The sequence below is a fragment of the Pseudomonas sp. USTB-Z genome, assembly GCF_019691255.1.
Classification (GTDB): domain Bacteria; phylum Pseudomonadota; class Gammaproteobacteria; order Pseudomonadales; family Pseudomonadaceae; genus Aquipseudomonas; species Aquipseudomonas alloputida.
In genome coordinates, this window is record NZ_JAECZP010000002.1 from 297,708 (window position 1) to 322,589 (window position 24,882).

21 protein-coding genes and 1 pseudogene are annotated in these 24,882 nt (G+C 63.2%); 4 read left to right on the top strand and 18 right to left on the bottom strand.

Annotated features, from left to right (window positions below; all coding sequences use genetic code 11):
- Positions 1-23: 23 nt before the first annotated feature.
- From I8746_RS03345 to I8746_RS03390, 10 genes and pseudogenes are all read right to left on the bottom strand, one after another.
- Complete coding sequence (locus I8746_RS03345) at positions 24-1,307, bottom strand: DUF1302 family protein (protein ID WP_012052684.1); 1,284 nt, start codon at positions 1,305-1,307, stop codon at positions 24-26.
- Positions 1,308-1,309: 2 nt separating this feature from the next.
- Entirely contained in the window at positions 1,310-2,074 is a 765-nt protein-coding gene (locus I8746_RS03350; protein ID WP_012052685.1) for an SDR family NAD(P)-dependent oxidoreductase, read from the bottom strand.
- Positions 2,071-2,808, bottom strand: a complete 738-nt coding sequence (locus I8746_RS03355; RefSeq protein WP_012052686.1) for a 3-oxoacyl-ACP reductase family protein — start codon at positions 2,806-2,808, stop codon at positions 2,071-2,073. Before I8746_RS03355 ends, I8746_RS03350 begins: the two co-directional genes overlap by 4 nt.
- Before the next feature lie 9 nt (positions 2,809-2,817).
- Positions 2,818-5,688, bottom strand: coding sequence for an aminotransferase class III-fold pyridoxal phosphate-dependent enzyme (locus I8746_RS03360; RefSeq protein ID WP_012052687.1), 2,871 nt, complete (start codon positions 5,686-5,688; stop codon positions 2,818-2,820).
- A 38-nt stretch (positions 5,689-5,726) separates the two neighbouring features.
- On the bottom strand, positions 5,727-6,938 hold the full coding sequence (locus tag I8746_RS03365) for a beta-ketoacyl synthase N-terminal-like domain-containing protein (protein ID WP_012052688.1): 1,212 nt from the start codon (positions 6,936-6,938) through the stop codon (positions 5,727-5,729).
- Positions 6,935-8,233, bottom strand: a complete 1,299-nt coding sequence (locus I8746_RS03370; protein WP_192907458.1) for a beta-ketoacyl synthase — start codon at positions 8,231-8,233, stop codon at positions 6,935-6,937. The genes I8746_RS03365 and I8746_RS03370 overlap by 4 nt, the downstream gene beginning before the upstream one ends.
- A complete protein-coding gene (locus I8746_RS03375) occupies positions 8,230-9,144 on the bottom strand; it encodes a beta-ketoacyl synthase (RefSeq protein WP_088512540.1) in 915 nt (304 codons plus the stop codon). Before I8746_RS03375 ends, I8746_RS03370 begins: the two co-directional genes overlap by 4 nt.
- Before the next feature lie 169 nt (positions 9,145-9,313).
- On the bottom strand, positions 9,314-10,588 hold the full coding sequence (locus tag I8746_RS03380) for a beta-ketoacyl-[acyl-carrier-protein] synthase family protein (protein ID WP_221100152.1): 1,275 nt from the start codon (positions 10,586-10,588) through the stop codon (positions 9,314-9,316).
- Positions 10,589-10,599: 11 nt separating this feature from the next.
- Positions 10,600-11,169, bottom strand: a complete 570-nt coding sequence (locus tag I8746_RS03385) for an acyl carrier protein (RefSeq protein WP_033726736.1) — start codon at positions 11,167-11,169, stop codon at positions 10,600-10,602.
- A gap of 437 nt (positions 11,170-11,606) precedes the next feature.
- Positions 11,607-12,116: pseudogene (locus I8746_RS03390) on the bottom strand (ATP-binding cassette domain-containing protein); the annotation flags it as partial.
- Positions 12,117-12,526: 410 nt separating this feature from the next.
- On the opposite strand from I8746_RS03390, the gene I8746_RS03395 reads away from it, so the two are divergent.
- The 3 genes from I8746_RS03395 to I8746_RS03405 are packed head-to-tail and all read left to right on the top strand — an operon-like array spanning position 12,527 to position 15,046.
- Positions 12,527-12,700: a hypothetical protein gene (locus tag I8746_RS03395; RefSeq protein WP_003253966.1), complete on the top strand. Its 174-nt coding sequence runs from the start codon at positions 12,527-12,529 to the stop codon at positions 12,698-12,700.
- Positions 12,701-12,746: 46 nt separating this feature from the next.
- Entirely contained in the window at positions 12,747-13,934 is a 1,188-nt protein-coding gene (locus tag I8746_RS03400) for an acyl-CoA dehydrogenase family protein (protein ID WP_004576530.1), read from the top strand.
- 8 nt (positions 13,935-13,942) lie between these two features.
- On the top strand, positions 13,943-15,046 hold the full coding sequence (locus tag I8746_RS03405) for a sigma-54-dependent Fis family transcriptional regulator (protein ID WP_003253968.1): 1,104 nt from the start codon (positions 13,943-13,945) through the stop codon (positions 15,044-15,046).
- A 211-nt stretch (positions 15,047-15,257) separates the two neighbouring features.
- Here I8746_RS03405 and I8746_RS03410 read toward each other — a convergent pair whose 3' ends face one another.
- From I8746_RS03410 to msuE, 7 genes are all read right to left on the bottom strand, one after another.
- Positions 15,258-16,583, bottom strand: a complete 1,326-nt coding sequence (locus I8746_RS03410; protein WP_012052696.1) for an ABC transporter substrate-binding protein — start codon at positions 16,581-16,583, stop codon at positions 15,258-15,260.
- A gap of 67 nt (positions 16,584-16,650) precedes the next feature.
- Positions 16,651-17,718: a branched-chain amino acid ABC transporter permease gene (locus I8746_RS03415; RefSeq protein ID WP_012052697.1), complete on the bottom strand. Its 1,068-nt coding sequence runs from the start codon at positions 17,716-17,718 to the stop codon at positions 16,651-16,653.
- Between the two features lie 12 nt (positions 17,719-17,730).
- Positions 17,731-18,612 (bottom strand): branched-chain amino acid ABC transporter permease, encoded by an 882-nt coding sequence (locus tag I8746_RS03420; RefSeq protein ID WP_012052698.1) that lies wholly within the window; start codon positions 18,610-18,612, stop codon positions 17,731-17,733.
- Positions 18,588-19,421: an ABC transporter ATP-binding protein gene (locus tag I8746_RS03425; protein WP_221100154.1), complete on the bottom strand. Its 834-nt coding sequence runs from the start codon at positions 19,419-19,421 to the stop codon at positions 18,588-18,590. Before I8746_RS03425 ends, I8746_RS03420 begins: the two co-directional genes overlap by 25 nt.
- A gap of 9 nt (positions 19,422-19,430) precedes the next feature.
- The gene (locus I8746_RS03430; protein ID WP_221100155.1) at positions 19,431-20,561 is read right to left on the bottom strand and encodes an AMP-binding protein; all 1,131 of its coding nucleotides are present in this window, start codon (positions 20,559-20,561) and stop codon (positions 19,431-19,433) included.
- Between the two features lie 11 nt (positions 20,562-20,572).
- Positions 20,573-21,664, bottom strand: a complete 1,092-nt coding sequence (gene sfnG / locus I8746_RS03435) for a dimethylsulfone monooxygenase SfnG (protein WP_003253974.1) — start codon at positions 21,662-21,664, stop codon at positions 20,573-20,575.
- A 26-nt stretch (positions 21,665-21,690) separates the two neighbouring features.
- A complete protein-coding gene (gene msuE, locus I8746_RS03440) occupies positions 21,691-22,251 on the bottom strand; it encodes an FMN reductase (protein ID WP_221100156.1) in 561 nt (186 codons plus the stop codon).
- A gap of 338 nt (positions 22,252-22,589) precedes the next feature.
- Between msuE and I8746_RS03445 the strand changes: the two genes are divergently transcribed.
- Complete coding sequence (locus tag I8746_RS03445) at positions 22,590-23,828, top strand: acyl-CoA dehydrogenase family protein (protein ID WP_014756372.1); 1,239 nt, start codon at positions 22,590-22,592, stop codon at positions 23,826-23,828.
- A 66-nt stretch (positions 23,829-23,894) separates the two neighbouring features.
- Here the strand turns inward: I8746_RS03445 and I8746_RS03450 are convergent, their stop codons facing one another.
- Positions 23,895-24,881 carry an ABC transporter permease gene (locus I8746_RS03450; RefSeq protein WP_047602957.1) on the bottom strand — a complete coding sequence of 329 codons (987 nt, stop codon included), beginning with the start codon at positions 24,879-24,881 and terminating at the stop codon, positions 23,895-23,897.
- Position 24,882: the final 1 nt, after the last annotated feature.

Below are 24,882 nucleotides of genomic sequence, written 5' to 3' on the forward strand. Positions count from 1 at the left end.
GTTCGCACACCGCACCGGTGTGGTCAGAACAGATAACCGGCGGACAAGCGCACCTGGTCGCGGTTGGCGTACGCACCGAACTGGCGGTCGGGCTTGCCGAAGAACACATCGACTTCGAGCCCCAACTTGAGCCAGTCCACCGGTTTGTAGGTGAAGATCCCCTGAACGAAACTGTCGTCCTGCGCTGGCGGCGACATGCCGAAAACCAGACGGGTCTTGAGGCGATCCTGGAACTGCGAGCCTTCGGCAGACACGGTGAACAGGTCGTCGCGTTTGTCCTGGACCATGCCGGGCTGCCAGTCGAGCAGCCGCTGATGTTGCCACTGCGTCGAGATCAGCCAGTCCCGCAAGAGGTAATCGACGCCCAGCAGCGACTTGGTCATCGCCGTCTGGTCGCTGCCGTAAGCGCGGTAAGGATTGGTGACGCGCCAATTGTCGAAGTAGGCGACTTCACTGCGTACCACGATGCTGTGGCCGGCATCGATGGCCACACCGGCGCCGCCCATGGAATAGCGCGGGAATTGCCGTTCGAGGCGAATCAGGCCCTCTTCGGTCTGGCCTTCGACGGCGTAAACCGGGTCCTGTTGGCGGGCGTTGAGGGCAACGAAGCTGACATCCACCGTGCCGACCCGGCCGTTGGCACTGGCGCCGTAACCGAAGCCACTGTGACCGTCATACCCGGGCCGCGAATCGACCACAAACATCTGCGGATCAGGTGTGGCAAAGATCGGTGCATCGAACTCGCTGCCGACGGCCGGCGCCTGGTTCTTCACGAAATCAGTGATCACCAGCGCTTCCAGCTCCCACTCGGCGACCGGCTGCACCAGGCGAATCATCGGCACGGCGATGCGGCTGTCTTCCAACAGACCGATCACACCCTCGCGATAATCCAGCGGGTTGATCTGATCGAGCACCCGTAATTCATCTGCTCGCCCCCACACCACCTGCTGCCAGCCCACCGTCAGCTCGCCGTCACCGACGTAGAGCCCCCAGTAAAGGTGCCGCCAATCGGCAGTGGCCCGGTAATCGTCCCGGGCTTGCGCGCTGTATGGGTTGTTGCCGTCATAACGGAAGTCGTAACGGGCTCGGCCCTTGGCCTTGTAGTAGCCGCTGTCCCAGGCATCCTCCAGACTGAACTTGAGGTACACGGCCTTTTGCGTGATCTGGTCGTCACCGTGCAGACGCACGGCCGTGGCAACGCCGATCTCCGCTTCATGATGCTCCGGCAACCACTCGGCGATCGCCGCTGGCGGGCCGAGGCTGACCAGCGCGGCCAAAAGGCCGCGGTTCAATCCCAGTCGAGCCATGGCTACATTCCCAACCCGGCACCGCCGTCGATCATCAGGCTTTGCGCCGTGACACCACTCGCCTGCGGGCTCGCCAGATAACGAACCATGGCCGCCACTTCGTCGCCCTGAATGAAGCGCCGCAGCGGCAACTTCTTCTTGGCATTGCGCAGGATTTGCTCGTGGCTGATCCCGGCGATGCGCGCTTGAGCCGCCAATTCGCCTTGCAACATCGGTGTGTCGATCCAGGCGGGCAGGATGGCATTGACGGTGATTCGCCGTGGCGCCAGGTCCAGCGCCAAGGCTTTGGTCATGCCGATGATGCCGTGCTTGGAGGCGCAGTAAGCGGTGTTGCGGACCTTGCCCGCTCGGCCGAGGATCGACGACATGTTGACGATCCGCCCACCCTCCGCCATCAGTGGCAGGCACAACGAGGTGACGTAAAAGGTGCCGTTGAGGTTGATCGAAATGACCTTGTGCCAGTTGTCGAGGTCTTCGGGTTCGTTCTCGTCGCAGACCCCGGCGCTGTTGACCAGCACATCGACAAAGCCGACCCGGTCGGCCAGGCCCTTGAACAGAAGTTGCAGGCTGGCGAGATCGGCGATGTTCGCTTGATGGGTTTCGATGCGGGCGGCAAATTCGCCCTCGGTGACCCAGCTCTGCAAGGTTGCCAGATCCCGATCAAGCAAGATCAAAAGGTGCTCGGCCTGGGCTGCAAAACTTTCCGCGACGGCGCGGCCAATACCATTGGCCGCGCCGGTAATCACAATCGTGCGTACCTGGCTCATGGCATTTTCAATCCGCCGTTGACGGACAAAACTTCGCCCGTGACGTACAGGCCGCGCTCGGCCAGATACAGCACCGCGTCGGCAATTTCTTCAGGCCGGGCGAACCGTTTGATCAGCAGCCGCGACTGGATTTCCTGCTCATGGGCGCCGACCAGGGCTTGGCTCATGTCGGTGCTGACGATGCCGGGTGCCACCGCGTTGACCCGGATGTTGCGCGGCGCCAACTCAACCGCCAGTGCGCGTGTCAATGCTTCTACACCGCCTTTGGCGGCGGCGTAGTTGCTCTGGCCCTTGCCGGGCTTTTGCGCGGCCACCGAACTGAGGTTGACGATGCACCCGCTGCGTTGGCGCATCATGCAGGGCAGCACCTGCTGACAGCACAACAACGTGCCGACCAGGTTGGTCTGGATGACCTCGGTGATGTCGCTCAACGATTGCGTGGCGAGCAAACCGTCACGGGTAATACCGGCGTTGTTGACCAACAAGTCGATACGCTCGAAACGTTGCTCGACCCGTTCAAAAAACGCCTGAATGCTCGGCGCTTCCTTGACATCACACTGCACGGCCAGGCACTCCCGGCCGAGCCCTTCGACCTGCGTCTGCAAGGCAGCGGCTGACGCTTCGTCACGGACATAACTGAAGGCAACCTGATAACCCGCGCCGGCCAGGGCCAGCACGATGGCCTTGCCAATGCCGCGACTGCCGCCGGTCACAACAGCTATTTTCTGAGTCATGACCGCTCCTTACAGTGAGTTTTGAGTTTTGAATTGCGCGAGGGTGAAGCCGTGTGTCGCGGCCAGTGCGCGGACCTGCTGCACTTGCTCACGGCTGATATCGCCGTAGGAGCCGTGCTGGCTCATGCCAGACAAGCCCATCAACACCGACTCGGCCATGCACGCATACAGCTGACCTTTTTTCAGATAGGCCCGCACGTTGGGCGCCAGGCCGTCGTCGAACGGCGTCTGGACGATGCCGCCGTGCATGTAGAGCACGTCTTCGCGTTGGCTCGGCAGGTCTTGATGGACGTTCAGCGGCACGGCGATATCGCAAATCACGCTGCGCTCGGCAAAATGTTCGGCACCGAGGAACGGCTGAGGCGCATTGGCAGCGCACAGGACAATCCGTGCGCCCTTGATGGCGTCGAGATCGTTGGTGACCGTGATGAAGGCGTTCGCGCCAAGGCGCTCATCCACCAGACGGGCGATGTGCAAACCGAGGTCGGCTTTTTGGCCATGTGAGTGCAACACGCCACGAAAACCATCAAGGTTCAGCAGTCGCTGCGCCAACCGGTCGTGTTCGGCCGTGCCTTTGAGGATCGAACGGGCCGCGTCGGCGTAGATCTGTTGCGCGGTTTTCTCCAGGCGCCGAACCGAGCCGTCACGACCGCTGCCAATCAGGATCAGGTGATCGACGGTGGCGGACAGCACCGAGGCATAGGTCGACGCAACGTTACCGGCGGCACCGACAACGGCAGCGGTTTGCTCGCGCAGTGCCAGACCTTGCTGTACACAGCCTTGCTCGATGGCTTCGAGCCCCATGCCGATGGTCAGGGCGTTGCCGGACGTCAGCGCCATGTCGGCAATCTTCAGCGCCTGACAATTGTTGGTGACGATCGAGGTGTACATCCCGAGGCCGGCGATGCTGCAGCCATCGGCGCGGGCATCGGTGACACGCCTGCCGACTTCTTCGCGAATGCTGTCCAGGTCACCGCTGCGGATGTACTCGGCCATGGCATCCGAATCCATGCACAGCGGGTATAACGTGAACTCCACCGCCATGCCGAGGCGCGACCGAATGATCACCGGGCCGACTGGCACAGCGCGGCGTTCAGGCTTGGTGCGATTGATGAACGTGCGTTTTTGTTCCGGGCTCAGGGCTGCCAGCGAGGGATCGACGTCACCGAGGATATCGGCATCGATCAGGTGGTTGATGAACGCTACCCGAGCGACGACTTCGACCTTGGCAGCGGTGTTTTCAACGGGCTCAGCCACCCGAAAATCGTCCTGACGGACTGGCACGGCGGGCATCGAGTCCGCGCAGATACCCGCCGCCAACGGCAACGCATCGCCACGGCGCAGCATGTCGCAGACCCGTTGCAGGGCAGCGATCAGCCCGTCGATTTCGCCCAGGGTGATACAGGCTGGCGGCTCCAGGCGAATCACGTTGGAGTTGCTGCCCGAAGGTGCTACCCGCAACGCTTCGAATTGCAACAGGTAACCGGCAATCAAGTAACCCAAGGCATCGTTGTACTGGGCCGACGCCTGTACCAGCGAACTGCTGACACTCAAGTCGTGCAATTCCAGACCCACCAGCAAGCCACGCCCGCGCACATCGGCGATCACATCCGGATAGGCCATCTTCAGTTCATTGAGCGAGGCTTTGAGGTAGGCGCCCTTGGTGCGTATGTCTTTGAGCATCGCGTCGTCATTGGCGAACAACCGGCGCAATGCCGACAGCGCGATATGGCAGGACGGATCGTCCTCGGCGAAGGTCGAGCTGTGGATATAGCTGAACTCGCCTTCGTAGTGGCTGCTGCGGATCACCGTCGCGGCGATTTTCATCAAGCCGCCGCCGAGTGCCTTGGACAGGCAGTAGTAGTCGCCTTGCAGGTTGAACTGGCTGCTGGCAAGAAACGTCCCGGCGCGACCAAAACCCGACTGCACTTCATCGACCACCAGCGGGCATTGTTGCTCGTTACACAGCTTGCGCAGCCCCAGATAGAAATCGGCCGCGAACTCGTTGATACCGCCTTCGCCCTGAATCGGTTCCATCAACACGGCGGTAATCGCACTGAACGGCAATTGCAGCACGTGCAGGTGTTCGCCGTCCCATTGCAGGCTCAACCAATGGTGCGTGTGCCGGGCCGGCAATGCCTGCAACTGATGGGGCTGCTGTGGGTCGATGAACTCGACGTTCAGCCCAAAACGGGCAAACGGCGCGCGGTACTGACGGCCATAGGTCAGTTGCACGGTATTGACCAATTTGCCGTGGAAGCTGCCGCGCAGGGCGACGAATACCGGTTCGATGTGCAACTGCGCCAGGTTGTGTTGGCGAACGGCTTCAACCACCTGACGCAAGGTCACGCTGTTCAGGGTGGTCGGCAGGACACCTGCAGGCAGGTCGAGGTCGGCCACCTCCAGTTCGCGGTAAGCGTGTTCGCTGGCGGTCAGGCTGGCCAGGGTGAAATCGATGTCGTCGAACTGCTTTTGCAGGCTCTTCTGGCGACGGAACTCCGCGTGCTTGACGGCGATTTCCACCGCCTCCGCGCCACTGTTGGAGAAAGTCGAAACATAACGTTCGGTGTTCTTCAGTTCGCGATTGAAGGCGTCGCTGAGCGCTCGCCCCAATTGCCCGGCCGCACCGCGGATCGACATTTGTGCGTTGAACGGCACGTCGCTGCGCAGCAGCGCACATAGCTGATCGACAAACTGTGGGTCGTTGTGGCCGAACAGTGCCGCACCGTAACCGCCGAGAAAGTCGGTGACCGCGACCATGTCGCCCTTGGGGTTGCGGTAGAACAACTGGCTACCGAGGGCGCGCTCAAATTGACACTCAAGGCCCAGTGCCTGGAGCAGGCCGACGAATTTGGGCCGAACGAAATCGCGATAATCCATGACAGTCATATCCCTTGAAAGTAAAAAAGAGGCGGTAGTCAGCGGCAGTCCTGAGTGGCCTTTGCGCTGTAGAGCACTTGATAGGCGGCGCTGAATCCGTTGTCGTCGCGATTCAGCACCAGGCAATGCGCAAGGCTCGCGGCGTGGGGCGCGCCCTGAATGAACGGCAGGTTCGCCACTGGTTGCTGCAAACCGGCAATCGGCGGCACGCTTTGGGCCTGCAATGCGCAACGCGCCAGCATCAGATCCACCAGGCTCGGCGCCGCGCTGAGAATGCCGTTGATCGCCAACCCGCTGGTGATGTGCGAGGCGCGCGCAAGGGCCAGCGTCTGGCACAACACGCGGTCTTTGTGCGCATCGCCGGTGCCGCTGCACACCAACACATCGGTTGGGCTGTCGGGCAGGCTCAAGCGACCGAGGGAGGCATGGGCCGTCATGTCGGCGAGGCACGCCTGAGGACCGGCCGGCAGGTCTTCGCGCCGGCGCAGCACCAATGCTGCCGCGCCCTCCCCGGCAATGCCGCCGGTGCCCCGAAGGTCAAACGGCAGCAGCGTGTTAGAGCCATTGGCACTGATGACACCCGCCTGGACCAACCCGGACAGCGCCAGGGCATCCAGCTCGCTGCCCGCACCGACAACGATTGCCGCGTCAATGCGGCCAGCCTGCAAAGCGGCCGTAGCCTCACGCAAGGCTGCCAGGTTGCCGGCGACACCTTGCATATAGGCGTTGCACTCACCCACCAGTTTCAGCGCCAGGCTGGTGACACCCAGCAAGCAGTTGCTCAAGCCTTTGAGCACCAGAAAAGGGTCCTGGGCACGGTCTTGCAGGATCCGTTTGGCGAACGCCGCCATGTCGGCGACGCCGTCCTGCCGACAGCCGAGCAACAACTCGGCATAGGATTCCAGAGACGGATGGGTGTAGCCGCCCTGACAGCAATACAAACCGAAACGGACATCCGGCGGCTCATCGGCCAGACCGGCTTCTTCCAACGCCTGACGTACCGCGCTGACACCCCAGATCACTGCCGGCGTGCAGTAACGCTGAAGGTTTTGTGCAAGGTCTTGTCGGCTGCGTTGGTGGTCCTGATCCTGAATTTGCCCGAACGCCACCACGCGTTCGCTGCTGAACCGTCGGGCGTTCAGCGCCGTAATTGCACTGCGCCCTTCGGTTGCGGCCGCCCAGAAAGGCTCGACACCCCAACCGCTGGGCAACACGCAACCCGCACCGGCAATCGCGACCGCCTGTTTCATCGCGGCGCCTCCCGGTACTTGCCCAGCGCCAGTGAAGTGTTGAGGCCGCCGAAACCGAAGGAGTTGCTCAGGGCAACGTCGACCTTGCGCTTGACCGCTTGAAGGGCGCAGTAGTCGAGGTCGCATTGTTCGTCGGCATCCTGCAGGTTCAGGGTCGGCGTGACCCGATCATCCCGGCAGGCCAGGGCCGTGAGCATGAACTCCGGTGCTCCGGCGGCCGCAATCAGGTGGCCGAACTGGGATTTGTTGGCCGTCACCAGCAACCGCCGATAATGTTCGCGCTCGGCGAACAGGGTCTTGATCGCCAGGGTTTCGGCGGCATCGTTGAGGGGTGTCGAGGTACCGTGGGCATTGATCAGGTCGACCTGTTGCGGCGCCAGCCCGGCATCCGTCAGGGCCGCCTGCATCGCCAGCACCGCGCCACGGCCCTGCGGGTCGGGGGCGGTGATTTTGTAGGCATCCAGGCTGCTGCCGAAACCCAGCACTTCGGCGTACGGCGTTGCCCCTCGGGCGAGCGCCCGTTCGAGGGTTTCGAGCACGACAAAACCACCGCCTTCACCCGCAATCAAGCCACTGCGATGGCGGTCGAACGGCCGACACAGTTCGGTGCCCCAACGCTGTTCGCTGCTGGCGGCGCCGAGCAGATACAGCGCGGTCATGGTGTCCAGGCTCAGCACCGAATCGGCGCCCCCTGCAATGGCCAGCTCGACCTCGCCGCGACGGATCATCTGGAATGCATTGCCGATGGCCTGGGACGCTCCCGCGCAGGCGCTGCTGATATTGATCACCGGGCCTTCACTGCCGATGCCATCGGCAATCACCCGCGCAAGGCGGTCGTTGCTCTGACACAGTGAACTGTCAGGATCGACCTGCGCCTGTCGCGCCATCAATTGAGCCCAGGACGGCGCCTGCGCCGGGTTATCCGCCAGGCTGAGCAGCATGTCCTGCAAACGATGAGCAGGTGCGCCGGACGCTGACAATACCGCCGCGCCACGCAACTGTTCGGGGCTCAGACCACTATCGGCAATGGCTTGGGTGGCCGCGACCCAACCAAAGCGGGTGCGTTTTTCCAGCGACAATCCCCAGGCCGGATGGTTTTTCAAGTGTGCCGGCATCAAGCCCATATCCACGGGCGCTGCGTAACGCACGGGGAACGCACCCGCCTCGACGCCTTCCGGTTGCCATGGCCGAATGCAATGCTCGCCGGCCAACATGCTTTGCCACATGGACTGCCACTCGAAACCGAAGCCGGTAACGGCGCCCATACCCGTGATCACGATCCGTGTGGGGCTCATGGGTAACTCTCCATTGTCTCTGTGTCCGACGACGTTCTGGCCAGCAGCACCGCGCCCCAATGCCCGCCTCGGCTATGTTCAATCAACAGCGTGTAACGGCTGCAATCCAGTGCCCAGGTCACAGCAATTTCGCTGAGCAAGGCGCTGGCGCCCAAGTCACCTAGCAATGCCTTGGAGTGTTCGAGGGTGTGCCCCGATAGGCTAAACAACGCGGCAATCTGCGGATCCTGTGCATCGGCGACGACTTGCCCGACATCGCTGAGGCACAGTTTTTCGTTGCTCAAAGCACGCTCGATGACGTCGCGACCAACCGCCAGTCCACGCTCGGGTTGCGCGCTGTAACCACGGGCAAACCCGGCAATACGCAACGCAGATTGAGCACCGCTGCCTGGGTTGGTCGTCAGCAACAGTGCCGCAGCACCTTCGCCGAAAACCCACGGGCCGGGGTTTACAGGTGGGTGAGTAGCGTCACGCAGGTACAACGCCGGGGTGATGTTCGGACTGCTGCTGACGACCACGGCAGCATCGGCACGGCCTTCGCTCAGATGGGCAGCGGCCTCCATCAAAGCATCCAGCCCCGCATTGCCCTGGGAGCAGAAACCGCCCATGGGCCCCTTGCAACGCAAGGCCTCAGCCGCGTGGGCCATGACGCTGCTGTTGAGCATCATCAGCGCATGCAGCGGCGGTGTGTGGGCAAAGAATTGCGCCAACAGATCGGCCGGTTGTGCACCAATGGCCTGCACTGCATCCCAGCACGAGCTGGGGCCATCCACTTCCGGAATGGCAGCAGTCAATGCGATCCGCTCGTCGGGCAGTTCCAGCCCACGCAAGGTCTCGGCGAGACGGCCGGCGCAATACAGCAGGCGCGCGCCCTGAGGCTCGAGGCTGCGGGACAGTTTGCGGTCGTACACACCCGCCGGCAAGGCGGGCGCTGCAACACAATGGGCCAGACGTGCCGGGTCGAAATCCAGCGGTTGCGCGGCCTGAGGTTGACTGTCACGAGGCGCACACTCAGTACCGGCGGCGTTGAGTACCGACGCAGCAGTGATATAAACAGCGGTTGAATTGGATCTGGTCATGTCATGCCCTGCCCAGCACCAACGAACTGTTCACGCCACCAAACCCGAAGGAGTTGGAAAGCACGACATTGATCGGTTGCTGCAACGGTTCACAAAGGAATTTCAACGCCGGAAATTCGGATTTTTCCGGCTGAAAATTGAGGGTCGGCAAGGCCACGCCCAACTGAATGCTCATCAACGACAGCACCGCCTCAATGGCACCGCTGCCGGCCAACGAATGCCCTACGGCAGATTTGTTGGCGGTGAACGTCATCTGCTCCAGGGTTTCGCCGAAGACCTGCGCCAGGCCCAGGGCCTCGCAACGGTCATTGGCTTGTGTCGACGTACCGTGAACATTCACATGGTCCACAGCCGCACTGGTCAGTTCGGCATCGGCCAGGGCGGCCGTCATGCAGGCGGCATACTTGCTGCCGTCGCGGCTGCTGGAGGTGATTTTCTCTGCCTCGCACAGATTCGCGTAACCCAGCACCCGGCCCAGCGAAGAGGCCTGACGACGCTCGGCATGCTCGCGGGATTCCAGCACCAACAGCGCCGCCCCTTCACTCAGCACAAAGCCGCAGCGGTCCGGCATGAACGGCCGGCTCTGTTCTTGTGGGGAAAAGTCCACGCGCTGGCAGAGTGCGCCCAGCCCATCAAAGCTGTAGTAGGACAATTCATGGGCCATCAACTCCACCGCGCCACACAACGCCAGGTCGATCTCGCCACGGGCGATCGCTCGATAGGCGCTGCCGATGGCCATGGTGCCGGCGGCACAGGCATCGGAATGTGTGGAGATATGGTCACGGACACCCAGCCATTCGGCGAGATGGCGGGTTTGCTGATCAACCCGCCGGGCAAACGCCCCACCGCTGAGGGTGTGGTTATCCAGGAACTGGTCGAGATCGACCCGCCCCTGATCGTCCATGTAACGGCTGGCGTCCCGCAAATCACCGCTCACGCAATGTTTGTTGGCCCCGACGAAAATACCGCTGGCGACTCGGGCAAATGCGCCGTCGGCCAACCCGGCATGGGCCAGCGCCTGACGGGCCACGTAATGCGCCAGCCATTCCTGGCGGGAGGTGGTCTGCAGGTCGCCCGGAAAGGCCGCCGCGATGACCTGCCATTGTTGCTCATCGATAAATCCGGCCGCCGGGTTCGCAAACCCCAGTTCGACAAACGCCGGGTGCTGGCCAATGCAGGAACGGTTTTCGCTGATCGTCGTGAACAGCGAGGCCGCATCCAGTGCCGTGGGAGCCACCAGTCCATAGCCGGTGACCAGAACCTCTCGGGCCTGCATCAAGGCACCCCCTACGCCGAAGCCTTCAACTGGGCGGCCGCGTACTGCTCAACCAACAGACGCGAGATCGAGTCACCGTCCAGAGGGGTCAGGCGAGCACTGCAACCGCCACACACCACTTGTTGGCGTTCATTGAGTTGGGCATGAGCCGCGCCACACTCAGGGCAGGTTTCGGGGAGGTGGTTGAACACGTTATGGCATTGCTGCGCCCAGTTCCGCACGGTGGTGGCCGAGAAGACATCGCCCGGCTGCATGCCCACGTGCAACTGGCCCGGCGCATAAGCGCTGAGGCTCTGCTCCAGCAAGGCCACGCCGTCCTGCGTGATTCGGCCTTTTTCGATAAACCGGGTGGCGTCGCCAAACACCGCTACCGCGTGATCCAGCACGCTGGTTTTCGGCAAGGTGCAACCGTACTGACGGCCCAGCTGGAAGCTCAGGTCGACGATGTCCAGCGAGTCGGCGCTGAGGTCGTCAACGATACTGCTGTGCTCTGTCACGTCGCCCCTGTCCAACACCAGCAACTGCGCAAGAATCTCCTGTGTACTGCTGATAACGCTGTCCAGTTCCAACGGATTATTCATTGATTGTTTCCCTACAAAAGCCGCATTGAATGAATAAAGTCATCGGGCCAAAAAAGCTGTTTTCAGGCCAGATCTATCGAGGGCCGGGAGTCTAAAGTCTCCCCCTAAGGGGAGAGTCAACGTGCCATCAGTGCTTTTTGCGAGAAATCCCGACGCGCCCTGAAACCTTTGATTTATGCAGCTCAATGGAGCTTGGAGAGGAATCGTAAGATGACAAAATCGATGGCTTGAAACAGCACGAGAGTTCCAGAAATGGGGTGTCACCGTACCCGCAAGCACCAGAGGTACCCTGCGCAGCGGAACAGTTTTCGTCGGGCCGTGAATCTCGTTGATCAGTAGGTTATTGCCGCGTTCACCGGCTTGCCGATCAGGTGATAAACCAGCCCCGCCGCAAAGCCGGCCATAGGCAACAGCCAGATGACCCAGCGGTGGGTGGTTGCCCGCGCAAGCCCGACACGTTGCTGCATGCCACCAGACAACTCGTGGGGAAAACACTCGCCCCACGCTTTCAGCCCCACCGCCTGCAACTGCCGTTGTGCCGCTGCGCGTCGTGTACGCTCCGGCTCACCGCGCAATTCCAGGGGCAAGGCCACGTTGTCGAGCACGCTTCGATGCGGCAGCAAACCGAAATGCTGGAACACCATGCCGATGCGCTGCGACCGCAGTTGGCGCAGCGCAGGCTGCGTCAAGTCGCTCAGGGCCTCACCGTCGATGAGCACCTCGCCGCTGCTCGGTTCTATCAACCGGTTGACGTGGCGCAGCAAAGTCGACTTGCCGCTGCCGGATGTACCCATCAAGCAAAGCACTTCGCCACGCCGCACCGCGAGGTTCACTTGCTCAACCGCGTTGCTGGAGCCTGACCGGCTCCCCTCGTAGCGTTTGGTGACCGCGCGAAATTCCAGCGCGACAGCAGGAATCGATGCAGAGCCAAGGGAGTCTGCGCTGATCCGCGCAGGGGTTTCCAAAGGGTCGTTGGCAATCAGTGGATATTTATCAGCGATCACGTCGCCCCCTGGAGTTCAGTGGATTCCAGGGCAACGAAGCAGACTCCATGCCAATCGGCCAAACCCCGCGTACTCAAGGGCGAGACGGGTTTTTGCCATGACAGCATGGTGTTGAGGAGGCAGCAACGTTGCATGGCTGCTGTTGTGTGGGAAACAGCGAAGAACACGCCTGCGGTCTTCGTGAACGAAAGCTTTGGCAGCCTTGTGCTGCCATTGCATTTGCAATGACTAAGTATTCCATGCGGGAATATAAATATTATTTTTTATTATTTTTAGAGATATAAATCCACTTTTATACTTTCATCAGACCCGCGATGAATCGGGGTAACCGTGCTGGAGGGTTGAAGTTTCTGATGCCAACGTCATTGCCTACCTCCGGCCAATCCCAAGTGCTGTTGCAGCTGCACCCGCTGTTCAGTTTCTTCCAGCCTCTGCAGGCCCGCATCCCGCTAGCCGCAGAACGCACCGCAGCCCTCTTCCACCGCCAAGCGCATGTGCTGAGCAAATTGCCTGAGGAGCCGCTATGAAACGCCCCCCAATCCGCCCTCCCCACCCGCCAGCGAGGAATGCCGAGTGACAACCCCTCTACGACCTGCCGTGCTCAGCCCCTTGCAGACTGCACGTCGCCTAGCGACGGCGTTCGCCGAAACCGCCGTCGAGCGCGACGAGGCCGGCGGCACACCCAAGGCCCAGCGCGACGCTATCCGCCAGAGCGGCTTGTTGGCGCTGAGCATACCCACCCAGTTCGGCGGCCTCGGCGCCAGCTGGAGCGAAACCCTGGAGGTGGTGCGCGAATTCGCCCGGGTCGACAGTTCCATCGCCCACGTCTTCGGCTTTCAGCACCTTATGCTGGCTACCGTACGCCTGTTCTCCCGCCGCGATCAGTGGCAACCCTGGTTCGAGCAGACCGCGCGCAAGAACTGGTTCTGGGGCAATGCGCTCAACCCCCTGGACAGCCGCACCGTACTCACTCGCTTCGACGGTTGGTACGAGTTTTCCGGCAAGAAGAGTTTCTGCTCAGGCGCCAGCGACTCGGAAATGCTGATTGCCTCGGCAGTCGATGAAAGTGCTGGCGGCAAGCTGCTGATCGCTGCCATCCCCAGCGGCCGCACCGGTATCACACTGCATGATGACTGGAACAACATGGGCCAGCGCCAGACCGACAGCGGCAGCGCTACTTTTGAGCGCGTGCGCGTCGAAGAGAACGAGATGCTTCTCGACCCCGGCCCGCTGAGCACCCCCTTCGCCAGCCTGCGCCCGCTGATCGCCCAGTTGCATTTCGCCAACGTATTCCTTGGTATCACCGAAGGCGCTCTGGAAGAGGCCCGCCATTACACGTTGAAGGAAGGCCGCCCGTGGTTCCGCTCCAAAGCCCGACATGTCAGCGAAGACCCTTACATCCTGCGCCACTACGGCGAGTTCTGGGTCGGTCTGGAAGGCGTGCGCCTGCTGGTGGAGCGCGCCGCTACGCAACTCGACGCGGCCTGGCACAAGGAGCACGCGCTCGGCGCCGAAGAGCGTGCGCAACTGGCGCTGGCCATCGCCACGGCCAAGGTGGCGGCGGCACGCACTGGCCTGGACATCTGCAACCGCCTGTTCGAGGTCACTGGCGCACGCGCGACCCACGCCTCGCTGCGCCTCGATCGCTACTGGCGCAACCTGCGTACCCAGAGCCTGCACGACCCGCTGGACTACAAACTCCACGAGCTGGGTGAGTGGGCACTGAGCCAGACGCGACCCACCCCATCTTTCTACTCATAGGAATCGCCATGCAGTTGCTGACCCTCCCCCCTTCGCCGTCACTGGCCACCTCGATCCGGGCGACCGCACAGGTCTTCGAAGACGCTAGATCGCAGGCGCTGCTCGCCCACCTGCAACAGGTCGCCCCCAGCGAGGCCAGCGTCCTGATCATCGGCGAGACCGGCACGGGCAAGGAGCTGGTCGCACGCCACATACACAACCTCAGCGGACGGCGCAACGGCCCCTTCGTCGCGGTGAACTGTGGCGCCTTTTCGGAGTCGCTGGTGGAAGCCGAGCTGTTCGGCCACGAGAAAGGCGCCTTCACCGGCGCCCTGGCGGCCAAGGCCGGCTGGTTCGAGGAGGGCAACGGCGGCACACTGTTCCTCGACGAAATCGGCGACCTGCCCATGGCCATCCAGGTCAAGCTGTTGCGCGTGCTGCAAGAGCGTGAAGTGGTGCGCCTGGGCTCGCGCAAGAGCATCCCCATCGACGTGCGCGTGGTCGCCGCCACCAACGTGCAACTGGACAAGGCCATCGCTGCCGGCAACTTCCGCGAAGACCTGTACTACCGCCTCAACGTGGTCAGCCTGCAACTCTACCCGCTGCGAGAACGCCCGGGCGACATCCTGCCGCTGACCCGACACTTCATCAAGACCTACTGCAACCGCCTGGGTTACGGCGAAGTGCGCCTGTCCCCCGAGGCCGAACGCAAGCTGGTGAGCTACGACTGGCCCGGCAACATCCGCGAGCTGGAAAACGTCATCCACCACACCCTGCTGGTGTGCCGCAATGGCCTGGTGCAGGACGACGACCTGCGCCTGTCGCACCTGCGCATCGAGCGCCAGGACAAGTCGCCGGTGAGCACCGCCGAAAGCGCCGAAGAGCAGTTGCTGCGCGCCTTTCAGCGCCTGTTCGAGGAGCAGGCCGGCAGCCTGCACGAGAAGGTCGAGGACACCCTGCTACGCAGTGCCTATCGTTTCTGCCACTGCAACCAGGTGCACACGGCCAGTCTGCTGGGTCTGAGCCGCAACATCACCCGCGCCCGACTGATTGCCATCGGCGAACTGGTGGTCAATCGGCGCCGGCCAGAGCCCCAGATGCGCCCTGAGCGGGCGATACAACTATCAATCTGAGAGGCCGCCACGAACGATTGCCCCCCCTTGCCAACTGCGCGAGGAGGGTTGCGAAGGACAGAAGCGCATGGCCGCGCCAAATGGCGGCAATCGCAACAGACTGGAAGCAGCCCCCAACCTTTGAGCCGGTGTGGGCCTGGTGCGCGGCGGCGCCCGAACTGCGCAGGGCTGAAGACAGGCCGGGGGGACGCCACCGGCCCTGCCCGCGCGATCAGCCTTCCTGGCTGCAATCACGCGGGGTGATACCCTTCTCTTTGGCATATTGATGCGACGAGGCCTCGATGATCGGCCGCAAAAACGCGCGGTCGGCCTGTACCCAGTCGCTGATCAGTTTCCACTTCTGCCCGTCCCACTGCTGGAAGCGCACCGCACCACCGCCTTCATGGTCGGAGCAGGACAGTTTCAGCGGCTGCACCAGCCCCTTGGCACCGAGTGCCTGCAGGCGGGTATCGTCCAGGTTCAGGTGTTCGAAGCCCCAACGCACCTGCTCGCCACTCAGCGGTTGCCTGCCGAACTTCTCCTGAGCCAGACGCAATGCCTCGACGTTGAGGATGCCGTTGACCACGCCGAGGTTGTAGTACACGGTGCCGAAGCGCTTCGGATCGGCCAGGTCGCCTTGGCCCTTGTCCACCACCGCCTGTTCGATGCCCTGCAGCACCGGGAAGTCGGTACCGGACGGATGCGTGGTGATGGCGATGAAGCCCTTGGCCGCGGCACCGGCAGGCGCCGCGTCTTCCTCGGAGTTGCTCCAGATATTGCCGATGATACGGTCGGCAGGGAAACCGACCTTCTGCGCAGTCTTCAGCGCCACCGGGTTCATCACGCCCCAGCCGCGCAGGATGACCCAGTCCGGCTTCAGGCGGCGGATGTTCAGCCACTGCGATTGTTGCTCGTTGCCGGGGTGCGGCACCTCCAGCAGGGTCAACTCGAACCCGTACTTGTCCGCCAGGGCCTGCAGCACCTCGTTGGTTTCCTTGCCATAGGGCGAACCGTGAAAGAGCGTGACGATCTTCTTGCCCTTGAGGCCCTGCTCGCCGCCTGCCTGCTGTGCGATCCAGTTGACGATGGCCGATACCTCGGAATAGGGATTGAGCTGCAGCGGGAAGACGTAAGGGAACACGCTGCCATCGGTGGAGTCGGTACGCCCATGGTTGATGGTGATCAGCGGCAGCTTGTCGGCCGTGGAGCGTTCCAGGGTGGCATACGCGATACCCACCGACAGCGGATTGGTGGCGGCAGCCGGTGCGCCGTTGAGCCCACCCTTGAGGCGCTCGTAGCACTCCACCCCCTTCTCCACGACGTATTCAGTCTCGCACTCGCTCCAGGTCAGCTTGACACCATTCACGCCGCCTTGGGCGTTGACGTACTTGAGGTAATCGATAAAACCACCGAAGAAACCGGTGCCACCTGCGGCATAGGGGCCAACGCGGTAGCTCTGCAGGGGGAAATACTGTTCGTTGGCCGCGTGCACGTTGAGTGCACCGGCCGCCAGGCTCACGGCCAGCGCCAGGCGGCCGAGGACGGATCGGGTCGACATCGTGGTTATCCTTTACAAATCAGTGGGCAGTGACATAAGGCGGGCGAAGCCCGGTGCGAAGGTTCGCTCAGTGGCGCAACGGCCAACGCCGAGTGCGCTCGCGAAAGCGTTGCCAGAGGCGCGCCAGGCCCTCCGGTTCCTTGATCAGGAAGATGATGATCAGCGTGCCGAAGGCCATCTTCTGTAGGTTCTCTATCTGTCCGGCATCAATCAGCCCGGTCGGCAGCAACCCGGCCAGGTTCGACAGCAGCACCGGGAACAGCACGATGAAGGCGGCGCCGAGGAAGTTCCCGAGGATGCTGCCCAGGCCGCCGATAATGATGATGAACAGGATCTGGAACGAGCGGTTCAGGTCGAAGCCGTGTGGCTCCACCGTGCCCAGGTAGGTGAAGGCCCAGAGCGAACCGGCCACGCCGAGGTAGAAGCCGCTGATGGCAAAAGCCAGCAGTTTGGTCTTCAACAGGGGGATGCCGATCACTGCGGCGGCGGTGTCCATGTCGCGCACCGCCATCCAGTTGCGCCCCAGCTCGCTGCGCACCAGGTTGGCGCCCAGCCAGAACAGCGCGCTGACCACCGCCAGGGTCAGCATGTAGCGCCCGGCCGGCGACGAAAAGTCATACCCGGCCATCAGCAGCGGCGGCGCGCTGATCACCCCCGAGGCACTGTCGTTGCTGAACCAACTGAAGCGGGTCAGCGCCCATGGCACGAAGAACTGCGCCGCCAGTGTCGACACCAGCAGATAGAAGCCTTTGATGCGCAGGCTTGGCAGGCCGAACACCACGGCCACCAGCGCCGCCACCAGGCCGCCGAGCAGCAGGCTGGCCAGCAGCGGCAGCCACGCCACGCGCAGCTCGAAATTATAGGCTGCGAAGGCACCTACTGCCATGAACGCCGCCGAACCCAGGGACAGTTGCCCGGCATAACCGGTCAGCAGGTTCAGCCCTAGGCCGGCCAGCGACAGCAGTAGAAATGGGATCAGGATGGCACTGAACCAGTAATCGTTGCCCAGCAGTGGCACGCCGATGAAGGCGAACAGGACCAAGGCCGCCAGGCCCAGCCGATCCTGGCGCAGGCGGAAGAATCGTCGGTCGTCGGCGTAACGCACGCTGAACTGGCCCGCTTCTCGATACAGCATGATCGACGCTCCTCAGACTCGCTCGATGGCGCGCTCGCCGAACAGCCCAGCCGGACGCACCAGCAGGAACAGCAGGGCCAGCACATAGGGAAACCAGTTTTCGATGCCGCCGCCGATGAGCGGCCCGAGGTACACCTCGGCGAGCTTCTCCGAAGCGCCGATGATCAGGCCGCCGACGATCGCCCCGCTGATCGAGGTGAAGCCGCCGATGATCAGCACCGGCAGGGCCTTGAGCACCACCAGCGAGAGCGAGAACTGCACCCCCAGGCGCGCGCCCCAGAGCAGCCCGGCGACCAGCCCGACGAACCCGGCCACCGCCCAGACCACCGCCCACACCCTCGGCAGGCGGATACCGACGCTCATCGCCGCGCGGGGATCGTCAGCCACCGCACGCAGCGCCAGGCCGATGCGTGTGCGGTTGAACAGCAAGGACAGTAGCACCACCAGGGCCGCCGCCGTTGCGGCGGCGAACAGGTCGAACTGCGACAGCAGCAGGCCACCCAGCTCCAGCGGCGCGTCGCTGATGGCCAGCTCCAGGCCGTGAACCTGAGCGCCCCACAGGGCCTGGGCGGCGCCCTCGATGATGTAGGCCAGGCCGAGCGTGGCCATGAACAGGGTAATCGGCGAACGCCCCACCAATGGCCGCAGTACCGCCCGTTCGATCAGCAGCGCCAGGGCGATCATCGTCGCCAGGGTGACGAGAAAGGACAGCCAGAACGGCACGCCGCGCTCCAGCAGGCTGACGAAGGTCAGCGCGGCGAACAGTACCATCGCCCCCTGGGCGAAGTTGAACACACCGCTGGCTTTGTAGATCAGTACGAAACCGATGGCCACCAGGGAGTACATCACCCCGGCCAGCAGGCCACCGATCAGCACTTCGAAAAAGAATGCCATGTCGCGCTCCTGTGTGGGAACAGCCCCGAAGCTGCCGCCGGGCGGACACCCAGATAGGCCGCGATCACGTCGGGGTTGCGGCGAACCTGCTCGGGGGAGCCGTCGCCGATCTTGCGGCCGTAATCGAGCACCACCACATGGTGGGAAATGCCCATGACCACGCCGATGTCGTGCTCGATCAGCACCACCGTCATGCCGAACTCACGGTTGATCTCGACGATGAAGCGGCTCATTTCGCGCTTCTCCTCGGCATTCATCCCGGCCATCGGCTCGTCGAGCAGCAGCAGGCGCGGCTCGGCGGCCAGCGCACGGGCCAGCTCGACCCGCTTCTGCAGGCCATAGGGCAAGGTGCCAACGATTTCGTCACGCCACGGCTGGATGCGCAGAAACTCGATGACCCGCTCGGCGGCGGCGCGTTGGCGATCGTCCTCGCCCGGCGCGCGGTCGATGCGCAACGCCTGCTCCAGCCAGGAACTGCGGCGCTTGAGGTTGCGCCCGGTGAGCACGTTGTCGAGCACGCTCATGCCCTTGAACAGCGCGATGTTCTGGAAGGTGCGAGCGATGCCGTCGCGTGCCGCTGCATGTGGGTGCATCACCCGACGCTGCTGCCCGGCAAAACGAATACGCCCCTGCTGCGCCCGGTAGACGCCATTGATGATGTTCAGCAGCGAGCTCTTGCCCGCGCCATTGGGCCCGATCAGCGCACAGATCTCGCCTTCGGCGACGCTGAAGCCGATGTCGCTGATGGCCTTTACACCCTTGAACGACAGGCTGATGCCCTCCAGTTCCAGCAACGGGGAATTCGACATGAACACTCCTCAGACGGGCTGAACCCGGCTTTGCGACCGAGCAGCGAGGGATGAACGAGGGCTGCGCACGGCCTGCCAGCGGGGCGCCTCCCGCCAGATACGCGGCGCCACCCCAAGGGCGGCGAAGAACGCCTGCACCTCGCCCGGCAGGGCCTCACCGACCAGCAGCGGCACCCGGGTGCGGCTCAGGCCCAGCACATCGCGCAGCGGCCGACGCAGCAACACCTGGCCAAGGCCGTTGCGCAGCAACCCACCGCGCGCGTCAAGCGCCCAGTCCAGCCCGCGCCGCAGCAGGCTGCCCGGCAGCGGTAGACGCTGCTGCGCCAGTGCATACAGGCGGCCGTAGCTGTCGTGGGTGCCGAGTACCAGGGTCGGGCCGAGTTCACGGCGGTCGGTGTCGCGGGTCGCCAGGCTCTCCGGAAAATTCATCCGAAAGCCTGCCAGCAGCCAAGGCGCCAGCAGGTAGCGGGCCTGGCCGCTGGTGGCGAAGTTGCGGGAGGCCAAGGCTTCCTCGGCCGCCGTCAGGCGCTCCTGTTCGACCAGCCGACGCCCCTCGCCCAGCACCTCGGCATGGCTGAGCCCGTGCTGCTGAAGTTGGCCATCGGCATCCAGCCGGTGAAAGCTGAACGCTGGGCGCTCGCTCTGCGCCTGCACCGCCAAGGCAGGATTGGGCAGCTGCGCGGCCAGGCGAGCGTAATTCGGCAACCCGGAATCCGCCAGGCCACGGCCATCGGCGTAGAACAGCAATGCTGGCACATGACCGCTCGCCAGCACCCGCTCGACCTCCTCCTGACCTTCGGCAAAGACGAAACCGGCCTGCAGTTCACGCAACAGCGTCAGTTGCTCCGCGTCGGGCATCAGCGGGTCGAGCAGTGCCGCGACGCCGCCCAGCCACTGCGCCGCCAGGCTTGCCAGCAGCGCCTCAGGGCGCGGCCGGCTGACGATCAGCAGACTGTCGCCGGCCGCGAAGCCGGCCTCGCGCAGCCCGGTGGCCAGCCCCTGCACCTCGGCCAGCAGTTGCGCCCAGCTGCGCGCCTGCCACAGGCCTAGACGCTTGTGGCGCAACGCAACGTCCGCCCCACGTTGATGTGCGCGGGCCAGCAAGCTGGCCGGCAGGTTGTTCGCGAGCGCCTCGTGCATGGCCGCGCACCTCAGGCCACAGCGAGGGAGGCATGCTGCTCCTGCTCCAGTTCGCGCACCAGCGGCAACACATGCTTGCCGAAGTACTCGACCTCTTCCTGGAAGTGCAGGAAGCCGGAGAGGATCAGGTCGACGCCGACCGCCTTGAGCGCGACGATGCGTTCGGCGATCTGCCGTGGCGTACCGATCAGGTTGGTCTTGAAGCCGTCGTTGTACTGCACCAGGTCTTCGAAGGTCGACTTGGCCCAGTTGCCCTCGCCTTCCGGGCTGGCCGCACCGGCGTTCTTGACTTCACTGCCAAAGCCGTTGACCGCCTCCGGGTCGGCCTTGGCGATGATCTCTGCCAGCACCGCGCGGGCCTCTTCCTCGGTGTCGCGGGCGATGATGAAAGCGTTTACCCCGACCTTCACCGAATGCCCGTTGGCCGCTGCCTTGGTGCGGATATCGTCGACCTGGGTCTTGATGCCCTCGACACTGTTGCCATTGGTGAAGTACCAGTCGGAGACCCTCGAGGCCATGTCGCGCGCGGCCCGCGAGCTCCCGCCCTGGAAGATTTCCGGGTGCGGGTGCTGCAGCGGCTTGGGCTTGAGGGTGTAGTCGTTGAAACGGTAGAAATCGCCGTGGAAGCTGAAATTGTCCTGGGTCCAGATGCCCTTCAGGGCACGAATGAACTCCTCGGATCGGCGATAGCGCTCGTCATGGTCCAGCCATGGCTCGCCGATGGCGCGGAACTCGCCCTTGAACCAGCCGGACACCACGTTGATGGCGATGCGGCCCGCGGTGAACTGGTCGATGCTTGCCAATTGCTTGGCTGCCAATACCGGCGTCCAGGGTCCGGGCAGGATCGCGGCGATCACCTTGAGTTTTTCGGTGGCGGCCAGCAGCGCGTGGCTGATGGTTACCGACTCGTGCTGGTTGTCAGCGCCATAGCCGGCGGTGAAGCGGATCTGCGAAAGCGCGTACTCGAACCCGGAACGCTCGGCAATCTGCGCCAGCTTGCGGTTGTAATCGATGTCCCAGCTAGTGCGTTGTTCGATCTTGCTGACAACGAGGCCACCGCTGACGTTAGGAACCCAGTAGGCGAATTTGATCGGTTGGCTCATGGCGATGTCTCCTGTAACTCGGAAAGTCAGGCCGCGCGGGCGACCGGGATATGAAAGAAGGCGACGACGGTATCGAGTACCCGCTCGATCCGTTCGAACTGCGCAGGGTCAGCCAGGCGCTGATCGTCGAAAGACTCGACACTGGCGTACAGGCCGTACGGCAGGGTGTGGGCCTGGAAGAAAGCGAATAGCGGGCGCAACTGGTGATCGATCATCAAGGCATGTCGCTCGCTACCACCGGTGGCGGCAAGCACCACGGGCACGCCCTTGAGCGACTGGTAATCGACCAGGTCGAACAGGTGCTTGAATAAACCGGTGTAGGACGCGCGATACACCGGGCTGCCGACCAGTAGCAGGTCGGCTTGCTCGATCGCCTGCAAATGCGGTTGCAGGTCAGCCGAGGCGCTATCGCGCTCCAGCGAACCGGCCAGGCTGGCGGACAGTTCGGCGATGCGCACCCAGTGCACCTCCAGCTTCGGCAACACGGCCGGCAGCCGCTCCACCAGGGCCTGCAGCAGACCATGGGTGCGTGACGGGGCCCGCAGGCTGCCGGACACCACCACGACCCTGATAACACGTGCGTTCATGCTCATCCCTCCTTGCCCAGCGGGCATTACCTGAGGGAGCTTCAGCAGCAACCGTGCCAATCCATATAAACCTTTAAATTCAAGTAGTTGAACGCTAGCGCTAGCAGCCTGAACTGTCTTTTGGCCAACAAGCTGTTGAACCACTGACCCTCGGCCAACAGTTGCCCCGGAAAACGCAATTGACCGCCCACCAACAGTCATTCAGCAAGCTGTCGGCGAGCGAACAGCCCGCCCCACCAGAATGATCACAACCCGTTGATTTAAAAGGCATTCACTGCAAGGCACGAAGTTTGCGAGAGCGTCACCGTCAGCAATCGCATCAATCGAGGAGAACTGCGATGACCGCCCAAGCCCCACTGCCCCACCTGTCTACCGGTACCCACTACGAATCCCTTGCCGCCCGCTTCCGCCCCATCTTTACCCGCATCGCCGAATCCAGCGTGGCACGCGAGCGCAACCGCACCCTGCCCCATGAGCCCATCCAGTGGCTCAAGGACGCCGGCTTCGGCGCCGTGCGTGTACCCGTCGAACAGGGCGGTGCCGGCGCTTCCCTGCCACAGTTGTTCCAGCTGCTGATCGAACTGGCCGAAGCCGACTCCAATGTGCCGCAGGCACTGCGCGGGCATTTTGCTTTTGTCGAGGACCGCCTCAACGCCCATGCCAGCACCCCACAGGACGTCTGGTTCAAACGCTTCGTCGACGGCGATCTGGTGGGCTGCGCCTGGACGGAGGTGGGCGCAGTGAAGATCGGCGACGTCAGCACCCGGGTGTCGCGCCAGGGTGATCAGTGGGTGGTCAATGGCACCAAGTACTACAGCACCGGCAGCCTCTTCTCCGACTGGATCGACCTGTTCGCCCGCCGAGACGACACCGGTGGCGACGTGATCGCAGCGATCCGTACCCACCAACCCGGGATCACCCAGAGCGACGACTGGGATGGTTTTGGCCAGCGCACCACCGGCAGCGGCACCTCGGTGTTCGAGAACGCGGTGGTCGAGGAAGAGAACATCATCGACTTCGCCACCCGCTTCAAATACCAGACGGCCTTCTACCAACTGGTGCTGCTCGCCGTCATCGTCGGTTCCGGCCGCGCCGCCGTGCGTGACTTCAGCCAGGAAACCAGCAAGCGCACGCGCGTGTTCAGCCATGGCAATGGCGCAGCGGTAAGCGAGGATCCACAGGTATTGCAGGTTATCGGCAAGGCCTCCGGCCTGATCTACGCCGCCGAGGCAGGTACCCTGCGCGCCAGCGAGGCCGCGCAGCAAGCCTACCTGGCGCGTTTCGGCAATGACGAGAACGCCGAGCGCAAGGCCAACATCGCCGCCGAACTGGAATCGGCCCAGGCCCAGGTGGCGGCCATCGAATGGGTGCTGCGTGCCACCAGCGACCTGTTCAACACCCTCGGCGCCTCCGGTACCAGCACCACCAAACAGCTCGATCGCCACTGGCGCAACGCCCGTACTGCCGCCTCGCACAACCCGGTGATCTACAAGGAACGCATCATCGGCGACTGGCACGTCAATGGCAGCGAACCGCCCTATGTCTGGCAGATCGGTGGCGGTGCCAAGCAGTCCTGAAAGCATGGCCTGGGGCACACCCCCAGGCCTCGTCACGGCACTGGCGTTTCGCCCGAAACGCCAGAACTAGCCAGCGCCGAGCCGCCGACTGGCAAAACTGAACAGCAGAACCGAGAGAATCAGAACGCCGGTGGCCACCTGCTGCCAGAAGAAATTCCAGCCGATCAGCAGCAGACCGTTGGCCGTGACGTTGAGAAATAGCACACCGAGCAGTGTACCGGGTACGTTGACCCGGTTGTGCAGGCTCAGCGTGGCACCGATGAAGACCGCACCGATGGCATTCATCAGGAAGGCATTGCCGGACATCGGCGCGTAGGCGTTCACCGTGGCCGGCAGCAGGATGCCCGCCAGCGCGCTGGCAAAGGCACTGGCGATGAACACCAGGGCAGCGATACGTCGCTGCGCCAGGCCCGAATAACGCGCCACCAGTGGCTGGCTGCCAAGGACGATGATCTCCCGGCCTAAGCGGCCACGCGCCAATACCACGCCATACACAAGCGCCAACAGTGCCACCAGCAGCAAGGGTAGCGGCACGCCGAGCAAGCGCTCACTGGCCAAGCCGCTGCGCACCTGCGCCTCCAGGTAGATCGGTTGTCCGCCATCGGAAAGCAGCTTTTGCACGCTGCTGCCAATGAACAGCGTGCCAAGGGTGGCCAGAAAAGGGGAAATACGCAGCCCGGCGATCAGCCCGGCATTGAACAACCCGGCCAGGCTGCCAGCCAGCAGCCCACCGGGAATCGCGACATAGAGCCCGAAGCCGGCATTGAGCAGCAGGACGAAGGTCAGCGCCGAGAAGTCCAGCGCAGTGCCGACTGACAGGTCGATGCCACCCGCGGCGATGGCGTAGGTCATGCCGATGGCGACAATGGCCAGCAACACAAAATTGTTCAATAACAGGCTGGACAGGTTGCCGACAGTGAGAAAGCCGGGTGCCTTCAACGCGAAGAACAGTAGAACGGCGGCGAACAGCGTCGGCATGACCAGGCGCAGCAACGCCTGGCCAGAGAGCCAGGTCAGACCGGCAGGCTGCGGGGCGGATAACGAATCGGACATC

What these genes read in the sequence shown, in the direction of transcription:
- msuE (WP_221100156.1), bottom strand. Translation starts at nt 22,251, where the DNA reads ATGAACGCACGTGTTATCAGGGTCGTGGTGGTGTCCGGCAGCCTGCGG.
- I8746_RS03450 (WP_047602957.1), bottom strand. Translation starts at nt 24,881, where the DNA reads ATGTCCGATTCGTTATCCGCCCCGCAGCCTGCCGGTCTGACCTGGCTC.
- I8746_RS03445 (WP_014756372.1), top strand. Translation starts at nt 22,590, where the DNA reads ATGACCGCCCAAGCCCCACTGCCCCACCTGTCTACCGGTACCCACTAC.
- I8746_RS03355 (WP_012052686.1), bottom strand. Translation starts at nt 2,808, where the DNA reads ATGACTCAGAAAATAGCTGTTGTGACCGGCGGCAGTCGCGGCATTGGC.
- I8746_RS03365 (WP_012052688.1), bottom strand. Translation starts at nt 6,938, where the DNA reads ATGAAACAGGCGGTCGCGATTGCCGGTGCGGGTTGCGTGTTGCCCAGC.
- sfnG (WP_003253974.1), bottom strand. Translation starts at nt 21,664, where the DNA reads ATGAGCCAACCGATCAAATTCGCCTACTGGGTTCCTAACGTCAGCGGT.
- I8746_RS03370 (WP_192907458.1), bottom strand. Translation starts at nt 8,233, where the DNA reads ATGAGCCCCACACGGATCGTGATCACGGGTATGGGCGCCGTTACCGGC.
- I8746_RS03350 (WP_012052685.1), bottom strand. Translation starts at nt 2,074, where the DNA reads ATGAGCCAGGTACGCACGATTGTGATTACCGGCGCGGCCAATGGTATT.
- I8746_RS03415 (WP_012052697.1), bottom strand. Translation starts at nt 17,718, where the DNA reads ATGCTGTATCGAGAAGCGGGCCAGTTCAGCGTGCGTTACGCCGACGAC.
- I8746_RS03410 (WP_012052696.1), bottom strand. Translation starts at nt 16,583, where the DNA reads ATGTCGACCCGATCCGTCCTCGGCCGCCTGGCGCTGGCCGTGAGCCTG.
- I8746_RS03360 (WP_012052687.1), bottom strand. Translation starts at nt 5,688, where the DNA reads ATGGATTATCGCGATTTCGTTCGGCCCAAATTCGTCGGCCTGCTCCAG.
- I8746_RS03380 (WP_221100152.1), bottom strand. Translation starts at nt 10,588, where the DNA reads ATGCAGGCCCGAGAGGTTCTGGTCACCGGCTATGGACTGGTGGCTCCC.
- I8746_RS03405 (WP_003253968.1), top strand. Translation starts at nt 13,943, where the DNA reads ATGCAGTTGCTGACCCTCCCCCCTTCGCCGTCACTGGCCACCTCGATC.
- I8746_RS03425 (WP_221100154.1), bottom strand. Translation starts at nt 19,421, where the DNA reads ATGTCGAATTCCCCGTTGCTGGAACTGGAGGGCATCAGCCTGTCGTTC.
- I8746_RS03430 (WP_221100155.1), bottom strand. Translation starts at nt 20,561, where the DNA reads ATGCACGAGGCGCTCGCGAACAACCTGCCGGCCAGCTTGCTGGCCCGC.
- I8746_RS03420 (WP_012052698.1), bottom strand. Translation starts at nt 18,612, where the DNA reads ATGGCATTCTTTTTCGAAGTGCTGATCGGTGGCCTGCTGGCCGGGGTG.
- I8746_RS03395 (WP_003253966.1), top strand. Translation starts at nt 12,527, where the DNA reads ATGCCAACGTCATTGCCTACCTCCGGCCAATCCCAAGTGCTGTTGCAG.
- I8746_RS03385 (WP_033726736.1), bottom strand. Translation starts at nt 11,169, where the DNA reads ATGAATAATCCGTTGGAACTGGACAGCGTTATCAGCAGTACACAGGAG.
- I8746_RS03345 (WP_012052684.1), bottom strand. Translation starts at nt 1,307, where the DNA reads ATGGCTCGACTGGGATTGAACCGCGGCCTTTTGGCCGCGCTGGTCAGC.